The sequence below is a fragment of the Streptomyces sp. NBC_00425 genome, from assembly GCF_036030735.1.
Classification (GTDB): domain Bacteria; phylum Actinomycetota; class Actinomycetes; order Streptomycetales; family Streptomycetaceae; genus Streptomyces.
In genome coordinates this window covers 8,627,651-8,643,209 of sequence record NZ_CP107928.1, presented here as the reverse complement: position 1 = coordinate 8,643,209, position 15,559 = coordinate 8,627,651, and the positions used below count along the sequence as shown (strand labels likewise).

Sequence of the window (15,559 nt, the reverse complement as noted above, 5' to 3'; positions counted from 1 at the left end):
ATATGCAGGCGGGACCCGCACGTCGGACGGGGCGACGCGGTGGATCTCGCCCTCGTTCCCTCGGGCGCCGGCCGGGCCGTGACCTCCCCAACTCAGCAAACCGTCAACCGTGCGCTGTTCGCGGCCCCTCACGGCCAGTAGAGAAGCTCGACCCTCGACGCGACACCCGCCTCCACCCAAAGAATCGGGGCGAATGCGGGGAGTTATGTGAAATCGAAAAAGTCAACACCCTTTCTGCAACTGGGCGGTGAAATGTGGCACCGCACCCGGAACCCTGCAATGCTGATATTGGGAGAAAACCCACAACGTGACACATGCGAAGTGGCCGACGGTCAGGCTGCTTTGATCGGCCACGTCTCACAGCCCAGCCCATCTGGACGCTCCGGCAAGGCCAATAAGCATCTCACCCTGGGCGGTCCCGGCGGGCGGCAATCGGAGAATCATCAACAACCCTTAGGCTTAGGATCACGGAGCCCCCCATGACCAGCGAACGTCGAGTGAACTGCGCGATTCCCCCGTATATCCTCGAGGACCTTCTGGAAAGCGATGATCCTGAGGTGCGGAAGGCAGCTCTGAACACCCTGCTCACCACTGCCCGCCTGAGGGGCGCGCGGACGGTTCTGGCAGCCTTCCCCGGCGCCGCCACGCCCGGGAACGGGCGCAGGACAGTCTTCGACTGCCGAAACGGCACGGATTTCGCCTTCGCGGTACTGGCCCGGTCCGAGGACGGGCCGCCGTCATCGGACGGCGCCGCCAACCGGGCGTTCGACGCCCTCGGCAGGACTCGAGAATTCTTCCAGCAAGTGTTCGCCCGGAACTCCATCGATGGCCAAGGGATGCGGCTGGACGGCTACATTCACTACGACGAGAAGTACAACAACGCCTTCTGGGACGGGCGGGAAATGTGCTTCGGCGACGGTGACGGAATCATCTTCTCAGATCTCACGGGCTCGATTTCCGTGATCGCCCACGAATTGGCGCACGGAGTGACCGAGCACACCGCGGGACTCGTGTATCGCGACCAGTCCGGGGCTCTGAACGAGTCCATTTCCGACGTGTTCGGGACGCTGGTCGAGCAATGGACGCTGAATCAGACGGCCGATCAGGCGGACTGGCTGATCGGCCGCGAGGTCTTCACACCCATGGTCCAGATGGACGCTCTGCGATCATTGAAGGCCCCTGGGCACGCCTGGGAACGGGACCCTCAGCCTGACCACATGTCGAACTACGTCCACACGTCGAGCGACCACGGTGGGGTGCACACCAACTCCGGAATCCCGAACAAAGCCTTCTACCTGACGGCGGCAGCCATCGGCGGACCTGCGTGGAAGGCTCCGGGAATGATCTGGTACGAATCACTCAAGGCGTCCAACAGCGAGACGCGGTTCCAGGAATTCGCCGATACCACCTACCAGAAGGCAGGGGATCTCTACGAAGTCGGCGGCCTCCAGCAACAGGCCGTACTGGGCGCGTGGCAGCAGGTGGGCATCACCGTCACCGGGGTGCCGGCCGGGATCGCGAAGGAACAGGGCCGCCTGGTCGACGAGAGCAGTGACGCGGGCCAGCAGGATTCCGTGGCGGCAGTGGCCAGGCGGGTTCAGGCTCTTGCAGGCCAGGTCCAGGAACTGAGCAACGACGTGGCCACGCTGAAGGGACGTGTGACCAGCGCCCGTTGATCACCGCGCCCTCCGCCGGAACGGCGGAGGGCGCTGGACGCCCGTGAGGTGCCATGAAAATCACCTTGGTGACAGACGGAGGGCTCGCTGCCACAGTTCTCGCCGACCTTCCGCCGCAGGTCCTGGACACGGACACCCTGCCCGACGGAGCCGCTGCCGAGATGCACCGATTGGTGTCCGCAGCCGCCCGGTCGGTGGCGGAAGGTACCGAGGAACCCTCCAGCCTCGCGCGGGACGCCATGAGCTACTCCATCACGGTTGAGGAGGGCGGCCACGCGTCCGTCCTGGTGCAGTCGGATACGACCATGTCCGCCGAGTTCGCGGCGTTGCTGCGACGGCTCAGGCAACATACCGCCCGGCAGTGAGGGCCGACGCTGCAAAGGCGGCGTGCCTGTGGCTCGCTTCGTCGCCCGTGGAACAGCACCCCGGACCACGTGTCGCGGTCCGGGCCCTGCCCCGTGCGGTGCCGCCTGCGGTGGCGGTGCGTCAGCTCTGTGCGGTGTTGTCGCCCGTCTGCCCGGCACCCTCGGCTGCGCCCGCCTTCTCGCGCATCTTGCGCACCAGCTCCGCCTTCTGGTCGGCGGCACCCTGGCGGTCGAGGTTGCGGTGCGGACCGTTGTTCTGCCGTTCGGCGCGGGACAGCTTCTTGCGCTGGCCGCCGCCCATGCCCACGGGGTTGTTGATGTTCTTGCTCACGGGTTCTCCCGGAATGTCGTGAAGTGATCTACGGATTCACCGGTGGGGGACGGGCACGGCGACCTCGAAGGACGTCAGCAGGGGCCCGTCACGCTCTCACTCGTGAATCGGCGTCTGGAAGAACATGAGGACACGTTACCCGGCCCCGTCGGCTCCGCACACCAGGTTTTTCGCTGTCCCGGCGTCGACCGGGCCTTCGGTGAGCGCCCGGGCGCAGCCGTTCCCCGCCAGAGCCGGCCGGGCTCTGCAGCCCCGTTCCTCGGAAGTCGCTCCGCGAAGATCCTGGGAGGGCAAGTGGTCATCGGCTCGAACGGCGGCGTCCTGGCCTACATGTGAGCCTCCACCCCGTCACCGTGAGACCAGGCACGCTGGACCCACGGTGACCGCATCGCGGTTCATCAGGGCCGGCAGGACGGCCGGACGCCGAGCAGCTCGGTCCGCAGCACGGGTATGCCGTCGACAGGGGCCGGGTCCTGCGTAGTTGGCTCGATACCACCGGCAGCGATCTTGTCGAGCGTCTTCAGGCCGGCGGCACCGACGGTACCGAACACCGTGTAGTTGGGTCGCAGTGCGGAGTCGCCGTAGACGACGAAGAACTGCGAACCGTTCGTGTTCGGCCCGGCGTTGGCCATCGCCAGCACACCGCGCCCGTAGAGGCGACGGACGCCGGTCGGATCGCTCGGTGCCGGCGGCAGGTCCACCGGCAGCTCATCCTTGTACTGGTACCCCGGCCCACCCTCGCCAGTGCCGGTCGGGTCGCCACACTGCAGGACCTTCAGCGTCGGATACGCCGTCAGCCGATGGCACACCGTACGGTCGTAGAACCGGTGCCGCGCCAGGTGCACGAAGCTCTGGACCGTGCACGGCGCCTTCGCCCGGTCCAGACGCAGCGGGAGCGGGCCCTGGCTGGTCGGGACAGCCATGTCGACCGTGCCGTGACGGGGAGTGTGCCGCGGGTCGGGCGGCAGGGGAACCGGCCGCGCCGCCGGCTCGTCCGGGGTCTGGGTGTACTGGCAAGGACCGTGCGTGGTTCGCGGCGGGGCATCGGAAGCGGAGGCGGTGGCGCTACCCCCGGACACGACCAACGCTGCCGCCGCCGATACAGCCATGAGAGCTCGGTTCATCCTGCACACCCTCCAAAAGATCGTCAGATTTCGGAGCGGTCGCAGTCTAGAGCCCGGCCCGGCGGGCGAGTACCCGTCCGCAAGCCACGTCCGCCTCCCAGCCTTCGGCCCGCGGACGCGGGTACCAGCTGTGTCCGTTCGCCGAGCTGCACGATCCTGAGTGCTTCGGCCCCACGCCCTGAGCATGCCGATGGCGGCCCGGCGGCTGCCGGCGGCTCACAGCCCAGGATGTACCGGGGTTGCGGGCAGTCCGGTCGGAGGCACTGCGCCGGCGGCGACGCGAAGGCCGAGGAGCTGTTGCGTGTGCCTGGGCACGTGGTCCTGTGCGAGGCCGTCGATGAGGCCGGCCAGGGGAACCGGCTGGTCCAGTACCAGTTCGTCATGAGACACGAGGAGCGACGGCACCAGGATCGAGGCGGCCTCCTCACTGAGCCGATCGGCGACGTCGCACAGGACGCCGGCCTGGTCGCGGACGTGCTCGATCAGGTCCGCCCGGTCCGCGCGCTCGGCGATGATCCGGTTCAGGTTCCACGGGTCGAGGCAGATCCGGTTGTCGAAGGTCGGCCGCGCGCCGGCGACCACGCCCAGGGCCACCGCCGCGATCGAGGCGTCGACGCTGAGGAGGTGGGCCAGCACCTGGTCGGCGTTCCACCCTCCGTCGGCCGCCTCGCCGAGGTCGGGTCCGGCCGCCACTTCGAGCAGTCTGTCGTAGGCCTCGCGCAAAGGTGCCGTGTCCATGCCGCGCTTCCCTTCAGTCGGATTGAGTCGGATCCGCATCGCGCTCCGCTGCTTCGGCGACGCGTTTGATGTGGGCCAGCCGCCGGTCCCACTCCGTCGCGAGCGAGGCCATCCACCGTGCCGTCGTGTCCAGCGCCGCGGGCCGGACCGCGTACCGCACCTCCCGTCCGACGCGAGCGCCGGACACCAGCCCGGCCGCGTCCAGGACGGCGAGGTGCTTGACCACCGCCTGCCGCGAGACGGGAAGTCGTTCGGCGAGCGTCGTGGCGGTGGCCTCGCCCTGTGCGGCGAGAAGGTCGAGCAGCCGGCGTCGCGTCGGGTCGGCCAGCGCACCGATGACGCTGTCGACGACGTCGGCGGCGCCGGAGCCTTCCTCCGTCACGTGGCCGGCTGCTCGGCACGCGTCTTGAGCGCGCCGAGCTCCAGGGGCCAGCCTTCGCTGTGGTCCTTCCGGTTCTGGCTGCGCAGTTCCGCGGGCCCGGCCAGCGCCGCGAAGCCGCTCTCGACGACACGGAGCCGCGTCCGGTCGCCTTCCTGGGTCAGCGTGAACTCCACCAGCGTGCTGTTGTTCTCGCGCAGTTCCTCACCGGGGAACGCGCTGGTCCAGCGGTAGGCCAGATACGTCGGCGGCTCGACCTTCTCCACGCGCACCGGGAAGTCGCCGTGCTCGGCGTTCTTCGCCACCATCGACTCGCCCTCCCTCGCCACGGTGCCGGGAAGGCTCGCCTTGTCGGCAACCCAGAACCCCGGCTGGGCCACCAGCGACCAGACCCGCTCCAAGGGCGCTGCGATCAGGGTCTCGCGTTCGATCCGGTCCTCGCTCATGAGGTACTCCTTCATCGTCTCCGGCTTCGCCTCCTGCAACTCCACAGTTGCACATGGAATGGCCACACGCAACCCGAGGGTTGCACTTTGCGGGCGGCAAACAGGTTTCGGTCGCCTGAGAAGCTCGCCCGCGGCGGTCGGCGCTGCGGCCGTTACGCCACATCCGACGCCGTCACGACCAGACAGGTCGCACGCGCCAAGATCCGCAAACCATCCGTCGGGTGCTTGACCGTGTCGAGGTGAGGAGCCCCTTCATGGCGAAGGTCGCTCAGTCGGCGAAGGGCGGCGCCGACGGGCTGCCTGCCGACCTCCTCAGCGGGTCTGGGCCACCGAACCGAACGCGCGGGGGCATCAACCAGTTGTCCGGCTGATGCCTCCGGGCGTGCAACTGCACCTCATGCACGGCGCCGTCGTCCGTCCATCCCTTGCCAGCGATCACGACGCCGCCTGACAAGGCGCGCATGCCCCACTCGGCCTCAGGCAGATGGCACTACCCGAGTCGCAGGTGAACGGCCTCCGCCGGCCGCGGTGGCTGCGGTTGCGCTCCGGTTCGTCTGCGGGGGCAGGCCCGTGGGATGCGGTGCCTGCCCCCGGTGTGTCAGTTCTCCAGGCGCCAGTGCTGGTTCGCGCCGCCCGAGCAACTCCACAGCTGGATCTTCGTCCCGTTGGCGGTACCCTGGCCGCCGGCGTCCAGGCAGAGCCCCGACTGCGCCGCGGTGATCGTGCCGTCGGGGCTGATGTTCCATTGCTGGTCGGCCTGGCCGTTGCAGTCCCAGATCGCCGCCGGGGTGCCGTTGCCGGCTGCCTGGCCCACGCCGAGGCACTTGTTGCCGTACACCACCAGCTGCTTTCCGGTGGTGTGGGTCCACCGCTGGTTGGAGCCGCCGTTGCAGTCCCACAGTTGCGCCTGCGTGCCGTTGGCCGTGGTGGAGTTGTTGATGTCGAGGCAGCGCCCCGACTGCTGGCCGACGATCTTCTGGTTGCCGGAGGGCTCTGGCGGCGTCGGCGTGTTCGAGCCGAACTGTGTGAAGAACTGCCACACCGCCGCCGACGTCCAGGTGCGCCAGCCGCTGCCGGTGGAACCCTCCACGGGACCGGGGTCATGGCCGCCGTCGAACGCGGCCCAGACGACCGGGTAGCCGGACCGGCACCCGGAGTACGTGGTGATGATGTGCGTCAGGCTTCCGCCCGCCGGCTCGGGCGGGTTCTGCCGGGTGCAGCCGTTGTTCCGGACGAAGGTGTCGCGCAGTTCCCGTCCCAGCGAGATGGGCAGCACGTTGTCCCTGATGCCGTGCAGACCCATGTAGGCGATGGGCTGCGTGCCGCCGTTGCACCCACTGAGGTTGGCGCCGGAGTAGACCGCGACCGCGCGGAAGACCGTCGCCCGGGAGCAGGCGATGGCGTACGACATCCCGCCGCCATAGCTGAAGCCGCCGGCGAACAACTGGGTGGTGTCGACGCACAGGCCGGCTTCGATCTGGTTGACCATGGCGTCGACGAAGGCCAGGTCCTGGCCTCCAGGGTTGGCCCAGCCGTTTCCGTTGCCCTGTGGTGCGACGAAGATCGTGCCGTTGTTCGCGTTGTCCGCCAGGCGCCTGAGGCCGTAGTAGGACCAGTTGTACCCGTCCGTTCCGCCCGAGTCGACGTCGTTCGCGGTGCCGCCCCGCCAGTGGAAGCCGAAGATCAGCCGGTAGGGGCGGTTGCTGTCGTAGCCGGCGGGGACCCGCAGGATGTAACCGCGGTTCTGGCCGCCGCTCTGAATCGTGTGGTTGCCACTGGTCAGCGCCGGGGGCTTGCCACAGCCGGTGCTGGCCGCGGCGGTCTTCGTCACCGACGTGGGTACGCCGAGACCACTGCTGAACGAGGTGCCCGCGGTTGCCAGAACGAGAAGCAGCGCGGCCACCAGGGACGACAAGAGCGGTTTGCGTTTCATGCTCTCCTTCTTCCGTGGTCGAGGGAGGGACAGGGGGTTCGCCGGTGCTCAGACGGCGGTGATGGTCCATTGGTTGTTGGTGCTGGAGTTCGGCGTCCACAGCACCGTGGTCGAGCCGGCCGTGGTGCTGCCGCTGCCGTCGAGGGCGGTGCCGGTGGCGCGGTTGACGATCTGGTAGCGGTTGTTGCCGAGGCCGGCCAGCGACCACTGCTGGTTGTTGCCGCCGTTCCACGCCTGCTGGCGGGCGGGAGCGCCGTTGGCGGTGTTGCCGTAACTGTCGGCGACCATGCCGTTGGTGCGGTTCACGATGCGGTGGTAGCCGTTGCCGAGGTCGATCAGCTGCCACTGCAGGTTGGTGCTGCCGTCGGAGTTCCACTGCTTGAGGTTGGAGCCGGAGGCGACGGTGCCGCCGCTGTCGAGGAGAAGCCCACTGGTCACGTTCGCGATCCTCACCCAGGTGGTGGAGCCGCCCGGCGCGCCCAGGGTGGGGATCTCTCCGGAGAAGGTGAGCTTGACCGTGTACGCCAGGGCGCTGAACGGCGGGTTGGACGAGGGCATGGCGAGGTGCAGGCCGGAGGCGTCCTGGGTGGGTGCGGGCAGGTCGATGTAGGTGCCGGCGGTGTTGTCCAGCAGCTTGGCGCCGGTCAGACTGCTGAGGTTGATCTGGTGGGAGTTGAGCGTCGCGATGGTCATGGTGCCGCCCTGCCAGCCCAGGGCGGTGGCGTAGAGGACCTTGTTGTCCTTGCTGCGGGTGAACCGGACGTCCTGCGGTTTGCCGGCCACCGGTCCGCTGAACGAACCTCCGCCCATCTTGGTGGGGCCCTCGCCGTAACTGGCCCAGGAGCGGGTGGAGTAGACCGCCTCTCCGAAGCGGCCGAGCCAGTCGCCCATGGCGAGCAGGATGGACTGCTGCCCGGAGGGGATGGTGCCGTCGGCCATCGGGGCGATGTTCAGCAGCATGCTCCCGCCCTTGCTGACCCGGTCGATCAGCGAGTGGAGCAGGGCCTGCGTGGAGTAGTAGCCGATGCCGACCGTGTAGCACCAACTGGAGGAGGAGATGCTGTCGTCGGTCAGCCAGTAGGGGGTGAGCAGTCCTGCCGGGCCGCCGCGCTCGAAGTCGAAGACCTCGCCCTTGTTGTTGAAGCCGTCCTTGTAGGTCGCGGCCACGTCCTTGTTCCACGTGACCGCCTGGTTGTAGTAGTGCGCGAGGAACTGGAGCCGATAGGACTCCTGCACCTGGTTCAGGGCGAAGTCCTGCCAGACCAGGTCCGGTTGGTAACCGTCGACGACCTCGGCCAGCTTGTCGTACCAGAGCTTGTTCTCCGCCGCCGAGCCCAGCTGGCCGTAGAGGGTGCGCAGCGTGGGGTCCGACTGGGACGGCACGTGGTCGTAGTAGCCGTTGAAGTTGTAGGCGTGGTGCAGCGAGGCCATGAACTTCAGTCCCTGCCCCCGGATGGCCTGCGCGTGCAGCCCCACGAGGTCGAGCCGGGGGCCGTGCTGGACCGAGCTCCACGGGTTGGAGCGGCTGTTCCACATGGAGAAGCCGTCGTGGTGTTCGGCGACCGGGCCGGCGAACCTGGCGCCCGCGGCCTTGAACAGCCGCGCCCAGGCGTCAGGGTCGAACCTGCCGCCCTGAGAGGCGAGTCTGGGGGCGAACTGCACGAAGTTGCCGGCCTTGTCACGGGCGCCGTCGATGAAGTTGTGGTAAGGCCACGCCGAGGGGTCGCCGTAGGTGGCGATGTGGTGCCGGTTCTCGGCCGAACCGCCGATGTACATGTTGCGCGGATACCACTCGTTGCCGAACGCCGGAACGCTGAATGCGCCCCAGTGGTAGTAGATGCCGAACTTGGCGTCCTGGAACCAGGCCGGGGCCGGAGGGTGCTGGTCCACGGAGGACCAGCTCGGGGAGTAGCTCTGGGGGCCCTCGGTCGCGGCGGCGTCGGGTGCGAACCGCAGCAGGCCGACGGCTGTCGCAGCGCCGGCCGCGGCCAGCAGACGGCGCCGGCTGAGCGGCAGGGAGGAGGAAGACATGGATGGGGCCTCTCGGGGGACTGTCGGAGCGGGAACCTCGGAGGAGGTGCGGGAGTCGGGGAGCGTCGAACCGGCACCGGCTCAGTCGCGCGTCCACTTCTGACTGCTGCTGCCGTTGCAGGTCCACAGCTGCAGCGGGGTGCCGTTGGCCGTTCCGGCGCCGGTCGCGTCCAGGCAGAGACCGGACTGGACACCGGTGATGGTGCCGTCGGCGTGGAGCGTCCACTTCTGGTTGGCGCCGCCGCTGCAGCCCCAGATGTCCACCTTGGTGCCGGGGCTGGTGCCCTGGCCGGCCGCGTCCAGGCAGTCGCTCCCGTAGACCCGCAGCTCACCGGCCGAGGTGTCCGTCCACTGCTGGTTGCTGCCGCCGTTGCAGTCCCACAGCGCCACCTGGGTGCCGGCGGTGTGCGACTGGTTCGGCACGTCCACGCACCGGCCGGACGCGGACCCGACGATCGCGCCGGTCGTACCGCCGCCGCTCCCGCCGCTGCCGGGGGTGATGGACAGGTCGTCGAACTGAGCCGTCTCGCCCTGGCTGGTCCCGTAGCCGATCTGCCCGGTCGCCCAGGTGCCGTCGTTCGCGGAACCGGCCGTGGCACCGTCGACGACCGCGGTGATCGTGGCGCCGGAGAAGGTGAGGCCCAGGGTGTGCCACCGGTTGGTGCCCAGCGCGGCGGTCGTGCCGCGGGCCAGCGTGGAGACGGTGCCGTTGGTGTTCGAGTTCAGGATCGACCAGGCGCCCGAGTCGCTCACCCTGAGGCGGTAGGCGTTCTGCCCTCCAGTGCGGTCGTAGTCGTGCCCGCCCGCACGGCCGATCAGTTCGACGTATCCGGGCTGTTCGAGCATCACGTCCGACGAGACCGTGTAGTTGCCCCAGCTCACGTCGCCGAGCAGGGCGTGCGGATCGGTGAGCGTGTCCCAGGTGATCGGCTTCTGCGGGCTCATCTGGCGCACGCACATACCGCTACGGCCGCCGCCGCAGCCCACCGCCTCGAAGGCGCCCTGCCAGTCCATGAGGTACTTCCCCTCGGTACCGGTGGCATTGCCGTCGAACGAGTCGCTGTACGGCAGCTTCAGCGGGGCCTTGGCCGAGCCGGTGGCGGTGCCCTTGCCCTGTCCGGTCGTGGTGGTCAGGGTGTACATGTGCCCGGGCTGCACGGTCAGGCTGAAGGTGCCGCCGGACGGGGTGATGTCCGTGGCGTGCACGAAGTGGTCGGCCGTGTTGCCGGACCTGACGTCGGTGGACCAGACGTGGACGGTCCTGGTGGACAGCCCCCCGGTGACGTTGAAGTTCAGCGTCTGGGCGCTGCCGGCGTCCATCGTCTCGATGACCGTCGAGTAGTCGGAGTCGTTGGGGGACTTGAGCGACACGTAGCTTCCGTTGGCGCGGTTGCCGCCGATGTAGCCGCTGGAGGAGTCGAGGTACCGCCACCCCGGGGCGGTGAACTGGCTGGTGTGTGCCATCACCCAGGTGTTCTTGCCGATCGAGTAGGCGCCGGACCAGGGCTGCGAGGCCAGGGCGAGGCCCATCGTGGGGTACGGCAGGTTGGGGGTGAGCGCTGCGACCACCGGCCAGTTGAGGTACGCGGTCATCCTTCCGTCGATGTAACCGCGGTTGATGCCACGGGCCACGGCCTGCGCTCCCCCGTTGTAGTCGTCCGAGCCGTTCTCGCTCGCCCACAAGGGTTTGCCGGACGCCAGGGCGGCCGATGGAACCGAGCAGTTGGACTGGGACGACCGGTAGCCGCAGGGATAGTGCGTGCCGATGGCGCTCACCGCGGAGGCGAACGCCGGGTTGGAGTTGATGTCGTTCGCCACGGACCAGTCCGAGTCGGCCGCGACGAGCTTGACGCTGCCGTAGCCGTTGCTGTTGAGAGCGGTGCGCAGCTGCTGGTACCAGGAGACGTTGTAGCCCCGCTCGTTCCACCCGCCGAGGTAGTCGATGCTCAGCCCGTGCTTCTTCGCGCAACCGAGCCAGGAGAGCGCGTAGTTGACCATGTCGGTGGACCAGAAGTTCCCGCCGCCGATCCAGCCGGGCGCTCCCCAGGCGAGCCCGTACAGCTTGAGGGCGGGGTTGCGCGCCTTGGCCTGCTCCATCAGCCACCACTCGTAGCCCCGGCCGCAGTTCAGGTCGGCACGGGTGTGCTGGTGGCTCGGCTCGGCCCCCGAGGTGGAGTTGGTGTCGCCGCCGATCTCCGCCTTGAGAATCTGCAGGGAGGCGCCGTAGCCGGGCCGGAACAGGTAGTCGAGGACCTGGCCGCGCTGGGGCTCGGGATAGTCGATCAGGAGCCTGCTGTTGCCGCCCCCGCCGCTGATCGCGCCGACGCCGTCGAAGGTCCGGCCGCCGGACGCTCCGTTGATCGTGACGGAGGTGGCGGCCTGGGCCGGCGCGGCGGCCGTGCCGACGATGCCGCCGGCGGTCAGGAGGAGGCCCGCGAGCACGGCCGCTCCGGCGCGCAGGCGCCGTAACGGCCGTCCGAATGCTGACACGGTGGGTTCCTTTCGCAGGTGGGGTTGTCCGTGGCCGGTGGTGGCGGGTCCGGCCGCAGGGTCCGATGGCTGTACGGTCAGCGGACGAAGAAGTCCTGGTCGGCGCCCGGCGCGTTCTCGCACTGCCACTGGTCCAGTTGCTGGCCCAGGTCGCCGCCGGCGCCGTGGACGTCCAGGCACAAGCTGTCGTGCGCCACCACGAGTCGGTGGTAGCCGTCCGGGAAGCCCCCGTCGCCGGACGAGGCGGGGGTGAGACAAACGGCGAAGGCGTCGTGCGCGCCCTGGAATGCGAACGGCACGGTGATCGAGCCACCCGCGGTGCTCACGTCCTGGTCGTGCACGGTCTGGGGGCCGCGAGTGGCGCCTGGTCCGGGATGCGGTGCACGGTGACGTGCACACTGCCGTCGTTCGCCGGCCACGGCACCGACGACAGCCCGTTGAAGGTCACGGACGCGGCGCCCGTGTACCCGTTGGAGTCGCCGACGACCGCGACCGCTCGCCTGGCGGAGGCGTCCACGGCGGCCGAGATCGCCGTCGAGCCGACCTGGCCGCAGGCATCGACGGGGGTCCCGGTCATGTCGGCGTAGTCCCGGAGCGCCCACCGGTTGCCGGTGGGCTGCCGGCTGCCCCCGCTCCGGGTGAGGACGCCGGTCAGGCTCGGGGTGACGCAGCACACCCAGTTGCCGCGCATCGCGTTGGTGTACCGGGACTGCGCGAACCGGGCGAGGTACCAGGCCGTCACCCCGGCGGTCTGCCGGTCGGCGGGCTGGTACTCGTTCGAGGACAGCGGCAGCGGCTCGATGCCCGCCGAGGTCAGGGCAGCCGTACGCGTTCCAGTCGTTGAAACCCATCTGCGGGGTCAGCGCGAGCCCGTTGCCCGGCGCGGCGGCGGGCTGCGCCCTGCCCAGACCGAGGAGGGGGGCGGCTACGACGAGCCGCACGACCGAGAAGGTGAGTGCCAGGGTTCTGCGCGGGGACGCCGGCGTCGGCAGCGGCGCGGGACGCCTGGCTCTGGCCATGGTCGTGGGCATAGGTCATCGACTCCTCGGCCGGGTGGGGGGAGCAGAGGGGGTCAGCGGTAGCCGGCCGCGGTGATGTCGGCCTGTACGGCGTCGTCGGTCGCGTCGGAGGGGTAGCCGGCGACGATGGCTCCTTCATAGAAGGTGCCGGCGCTCAGGTTGGCGCCGCCGCCGGGCTTGCAGCAGTCGCCGCCGCTCCCCAGGACGATGGCCCCTTGCTTCTTCATGGGGCCGTATCCGCCGGGAAGTCTGCCGTCCCACAGCGTGGTCAGGCCACCGGACTGCGCGTTGCCGCCCTTGAGGGCGAACCTCGACGTGCCGTTGTTCTTCAGCATCGCCGTCACGAACTTGCCGGGAAACGCCCGCTGGTCGGGGTTCCAGGACTGGCTGCCGCCGGGGTACAGGCCCCACTCGAGATCGGCCTGCACCCAGGGGCCGCTGCCGGCGCACCCGCCGAACCAGCACTGGGTACCGAAGTTGATCGCGTCCATCGCCCCGGCGGCGTCGGCCTTCCGGCTCGTCTCGCTGTTGCCGTAGTCGAAGCAGCAGCCACTGTTGACGTGGGTGCCGCTGGTCACCATGTACGCCCCTTCGGGTGCGGCACCGGTCGGCACGCCCGTCAGGTGGCCGTCCCGCCAGTAGCTGTTCCCGGGGTTGACGTACAGCGAGTAGGCCTTGGCGCCCCCGGCCGTGAGCGACTCGGAGGTCGCCTTCGCGGGGCTGCTCTGACTCGAGCCGGGCACCTGGGCCGATCCCTGGTACCACAGGTCGTTGCCGTGTCCGGACTGGTCGCGTACGACGGTGATCACGCACGAGGTGCCGGCGCAGAACGAGTCCTGCGCCGCCGCGTCGGCGAAGCCGCCGGGCGCCAGCAGGCCGATGTCCCTGGTGGCGTTGTCCGAGGAGCGCCTGACCTGGTACAGGGGGCCGTTGTACGAACGCTGCAGTGCCCGCACCGTGCTGTGCGCGGCCACGCACGGCGTGCCGCCCGCGGCGTAGATGTCGCAGGGGCCGGACCCGCCGGGCGGAGGCGGAGGCGCCGGGGTGCCCCACTTCTGGTTCCTCTGGCCGTTGCAGGTCCACAGGATGACCGCGGTGCCGTTGGCCGTTCCGTCTCCGCTGACGTCCAGGCAGAAGCCGGATGCCGCACCGGTGACGGACCCATCGGAGTTCCGTCGCCACACCTGGGCCGGCCGGCCGTCGCATGCCCGGATGACCACCGGGGCTCCGGGAGTCGTCCGGTTGTCGTAGGCGTCCACGCACCGGGTGCCGCCCATCGTCCTCAGCTCACCCGCCGACGTGAACTCGAAGGACTGATCGGCCTGGTCGTTGCAGTCCCAGATGTCCAGCGCCGTTCCCGGCGTGTCGACGTTGCCCTTGACATCCAGGCACCGTCCCGACGCCGAGCTCACCAGGGTCGCCGCCGACGCCGCCGACGGCCAGGACGGCGCAGTCGCGAGCAGGACGGCCAGCAGTGCCATGACGCATACGGTGGCGGCCGCCGGTAAGCGTCGTCCGAGAGCCGCGGGGCTCCGGGGCGGAACGAATGAAGGCTGCATTCTGTTCCTTGGATATGTGGGGGAAGCGGACAGCGAGTGCCGTGCCTGTCCGAAGGGGCCAGGACGCTCTGGAGCATCCACAGGGGATCCTCAGACATCCCATGTCGATAGTGATTCCATACGCCTCTCGCGCTGTCAATAGACGTGTCGCCCTACGTCAGAACCTCATCCATCCCATGTATACGTGGGACTGAGCCGCTGTCAGGGCATGGTGAAACCCGCGTCCGGCGACGGCCGCCGTGCCGGGCGCGGGTGTTCCTCACCTCATCTGAGGTTCACCGGGTCAGGAGACCGGCAGAGCCGTCCACTGCTGGTTGGCGCCGCCGTTGCAGTCCCACAGGACCAGTTGCGTTCCGTCGGCGGCGGACGCGCCGGGGAGGTCGAGGCAGCGGCCGGAGACCGGGTTGCGGTAACCGCCGTTGTACGCCTGCCACTGTTGGTTGGTGCCACCGTTGCAGTCCCAGACAGCGATTTTCGTGCCGTTGGCGGTACCGCGGCCGGTGGCGTCGAGGCACTTCCCGAGGGCCAGCAGGGTGCCGCCGGAGCGAGCGGACCAGAGCTGGGCGTCGGAGCCGTTGCAGGACCAGATGTCCACCGCGGTCCCGTTGGCGCTGTTGCCACCGTTGACGTCCAGGCACTTCCCCGCGATCCCCGAGCGCACCTCGCCGCCCGCGGAAGCCGGCGGCTTGATCCAGCCGGCCGCGTCCGCTGCCTGGATTCCGGCGGTGAAGGCGTCCGCCATCTTGCGGTAGCCGGTGTCGTTGGGGTGCAGGGCGTCGGCCAGGTCCGCTCTGGTCAGGGCGCTCATGTCCACCAGGCGTACGTGCTTGCCGGCGGCCTGCGCGGCCTGGACGATCCCGGGGATCTTGGCGTTGAACGCGGGCCGGTTGGCCTCCTCCGTGCCACTGGTGGAGATGATCACGGTGCCGACCAGGACGGTCGCGTCGGGGGCGGCGCTGGTGATCCGGTCGATGAGCGCGCGGAGCCGGTCGGGGGCGGTCGGGATCTGGTAGTTGCCGTTCAGGTCGTTGGTGCCGATCTCCAGAGTGACCACGTTCGGGCGGTAACGGGCCAGCACGGAGTCCGCGATGCCGGTGATCTGGTCGATCCGCCAGCCGGAGTGGCCTTCGTTGTCCGGGTCGGACATGGTGCCGTTTCGACCCGAGCCGACGAAGTCCAGTGCGTGTCCCTCGGCCGCCAGCTGGTTCCGCAGGAAGCCGCGGTAGCCGTTCCCCGACGAGCTGCCGACGCCCCAGGTGATGGAGTTCCCCAACGGCATCAACCGCAGGGCGGTGGGCACGGCGGCCCGTACGGCGGAGGGCGGCGACTCGGTGCCGGTGGCGGCCGCCGCGGGCAGGGCGGCGCCCAGACCGAGCGCGGTCGCCAGCGCCGCGCCCCAGGGTGCCAGGTACTTCTTCATAAGCGTTCCTCACTGGTGCGGGTCAGTGGGTGGGGTGAACGAGCACGC

14 protein-coding genes are annotated in these 15,559 nt (G+C 69.3%); 2 read left to right on the top strand and 12 right to left on the bottom strand.

The window, feature by feature from the left end; all coding sequences use genetic code 11:
* Window positions 1-479: 479 nt before the first annotated feature.
* Both OHS82_RS38065 and OHS82_RS38060 read left to right on the top strand, forming a co-directional pair.
* Window positions 480-1,676, top strand: a complete 1,197-nt coding sequence (locus OHS82_RS38065; protein ID WP_328435507.1) for a M4 family metallopeptidase — start codon at window positions 480-482, stop codon at window positions 1,674-1,676.
* Between the two features lie 68 nt (window positions 1,677-1,744).
* The gene (locus OHS82_RS38060) at window positions 1,745-2,041 is read left to right on the top strand and encodes a protealysin inhibitor emfourin (protein ID WP_242433268.1); all 297 of its coding nucleotides are present in this window, start codon (window positions 1,745-1,747) and stop codon (window positions 2,039-2,041) included.
* 121 nt (window positions 2,042-2,162) lie between these two features.
* Here OHS82_RS38060 and OHS82_RS38055 read toward each other — a convergent pair whose 3' ends face one another.
* The 12 genes from OHS82_RS38055 to OHS82_RS38000 form a co-directional block, all read right to left on the bottom strand.
* The gene (locus OHS82_RS38055; protein ID WP_057581399.1) at window positions 2,163-2,372 is read right to left on the bottom strand and encodes a DUF6243 family protein; all 210 of its coding nucleotides are present in this window, start codon (window positions 2,370-2,372) and stop codon (window positions 2,163-2,165) included.
* Between the two features lie 398 nt (window positions 2,373-2,770).
* Window positions 2,771-3,295, bottom strand: a complete 525-nt coding sequence (locus tag OHS82_RS38050) for a peptidylprolyl isomerase (RefSeq protein WP_242433267.1) — start codon at window positions 3,293-3,295, stop codon at window positions 2,771-2,773.
* 417 nt (window positions 3,296-3,712) lie between these two features.
* A complete protein-coding gene (locus tag OHS82_RS38045; RefSeq protein ID WP_328435501.1) occupies window positions 3,713-4,234 on the bottom strand; it encodes a hypothetical protein in 522 nt (173 codons plus the stop codon).
* 13 nt (window positions 4,235-4,247) lie between these two features.
* Entirely contained in the window at window positions 4,248-4,616 is a 369-nt protein-coding gene (locus OHS82_RS38040) for an ArsR/SmtB family transcription factor (RefSeq protein ID WP_328435500.1), read from the bottom strand.
* Window positions 4,613-5,059, bottom strand: a complete 447-nt coding sequence (locus OHS82_RS38035; protein ID WP_057581801.1) for an SRPBCC domain-containing protein — start codon at window positions 5,057-5,059, stop codon at window positions 4,613-4,615. The genes OHS82_RS38040 and OHS82_RS38035 overlap by 4 nt, the downstream gene beginning before the upstream one ends.
* A gap of 598 nt (window positions 5,060-5,657) precedes the next feature.
* Window positions 5,658-6,992 (bottom strand): RICIN domain-containing protein, encoded by a 1,335-nt coding sequence (locus OHS82_RS38030; RefSeq protein WP_328435499.1) that lies wholly within the window; start codon window positions 6,990-6,992, stop codon window positions 5,658-5,660.
* 48 nt (window positions 6,993-7,040) lie between these two features.
* Window positions 7,041-9,023, bottom strand: a complete 1,983-nt coding sequence (locus OHS82_RS38025; protein WP_057581388.1) for an alpha-L-fucosidase — start codon at window positions 9,021-9,023, stop codon at window positions 7,041-7,043.
* An 81-nt stretch (window positions 9,024-9,104) separates the two neighbouring features.
* Window positions 9,105-11,513 (bottom strand): ricin-type beta-trefoil lectin domain protein, encoded by a 2,409-nt coding sequence (locus OHS82_RS38020; RefSeq protein WP_328435498.1) that lies wholly within the window; start codon window positions 11,511-11,513, stop codon window positions 9,105-9,107.
* A 77-nt stretch (window positions 11,514-11,590) separates the two neighbouring features.
* Window positions 11,591-11,839 (bottom strand): RICIN domain-containing protein, encoded by a 249-nt coding sequence (locus OHS82_RS38015; protein ID WP_242433266.1) that lies wholly within the window; start codon window positions 11,837-11,839, stop codon window positions 11,591-11,593.
* Window positions 11,836-12,255, bottom strand: coding sequence for a hypothetical protein (locus OHS82_RS38010; RefSeq protein WP_328435497.1), 420 nt, complete (start codon window positions 12,253-12,255; stop codon window positions 11,836-11,838). The genes OHS82_RS38015 and OHS82_RS38010 overlap by 4 nt, the downstream gene beginning before the upstream one ends.
* 330 nt (window positions 12,256-12,585) lie before the next feature.
* Window positions 12,586-14,013, bottom strand: coding sequence for an arabinofuranosidase catalytic domain-containing protein (locus OHS82_RS38005; protein ID WP_328435496.1), 1,428 nt, complete (start codon window positions 14,011-14,013; stop codon window positions 12,586-12,588).
* Window positions 14,014-14,374: 361 nt separating this feature from the next.
* Window positions 14,375-15,511, bottom strand: coding sequence for a ricin-type beta-trefoil lectin domain protein (locus tag OHS82_RS38000; protein WP_328435495.1), 1,137 nt, complete (start codon window positions 15,509-15,511; stop codon window positions 14,375-14,377).
* Window positions 15,512-15,559 lie beyond the last annotated feature (48 nt).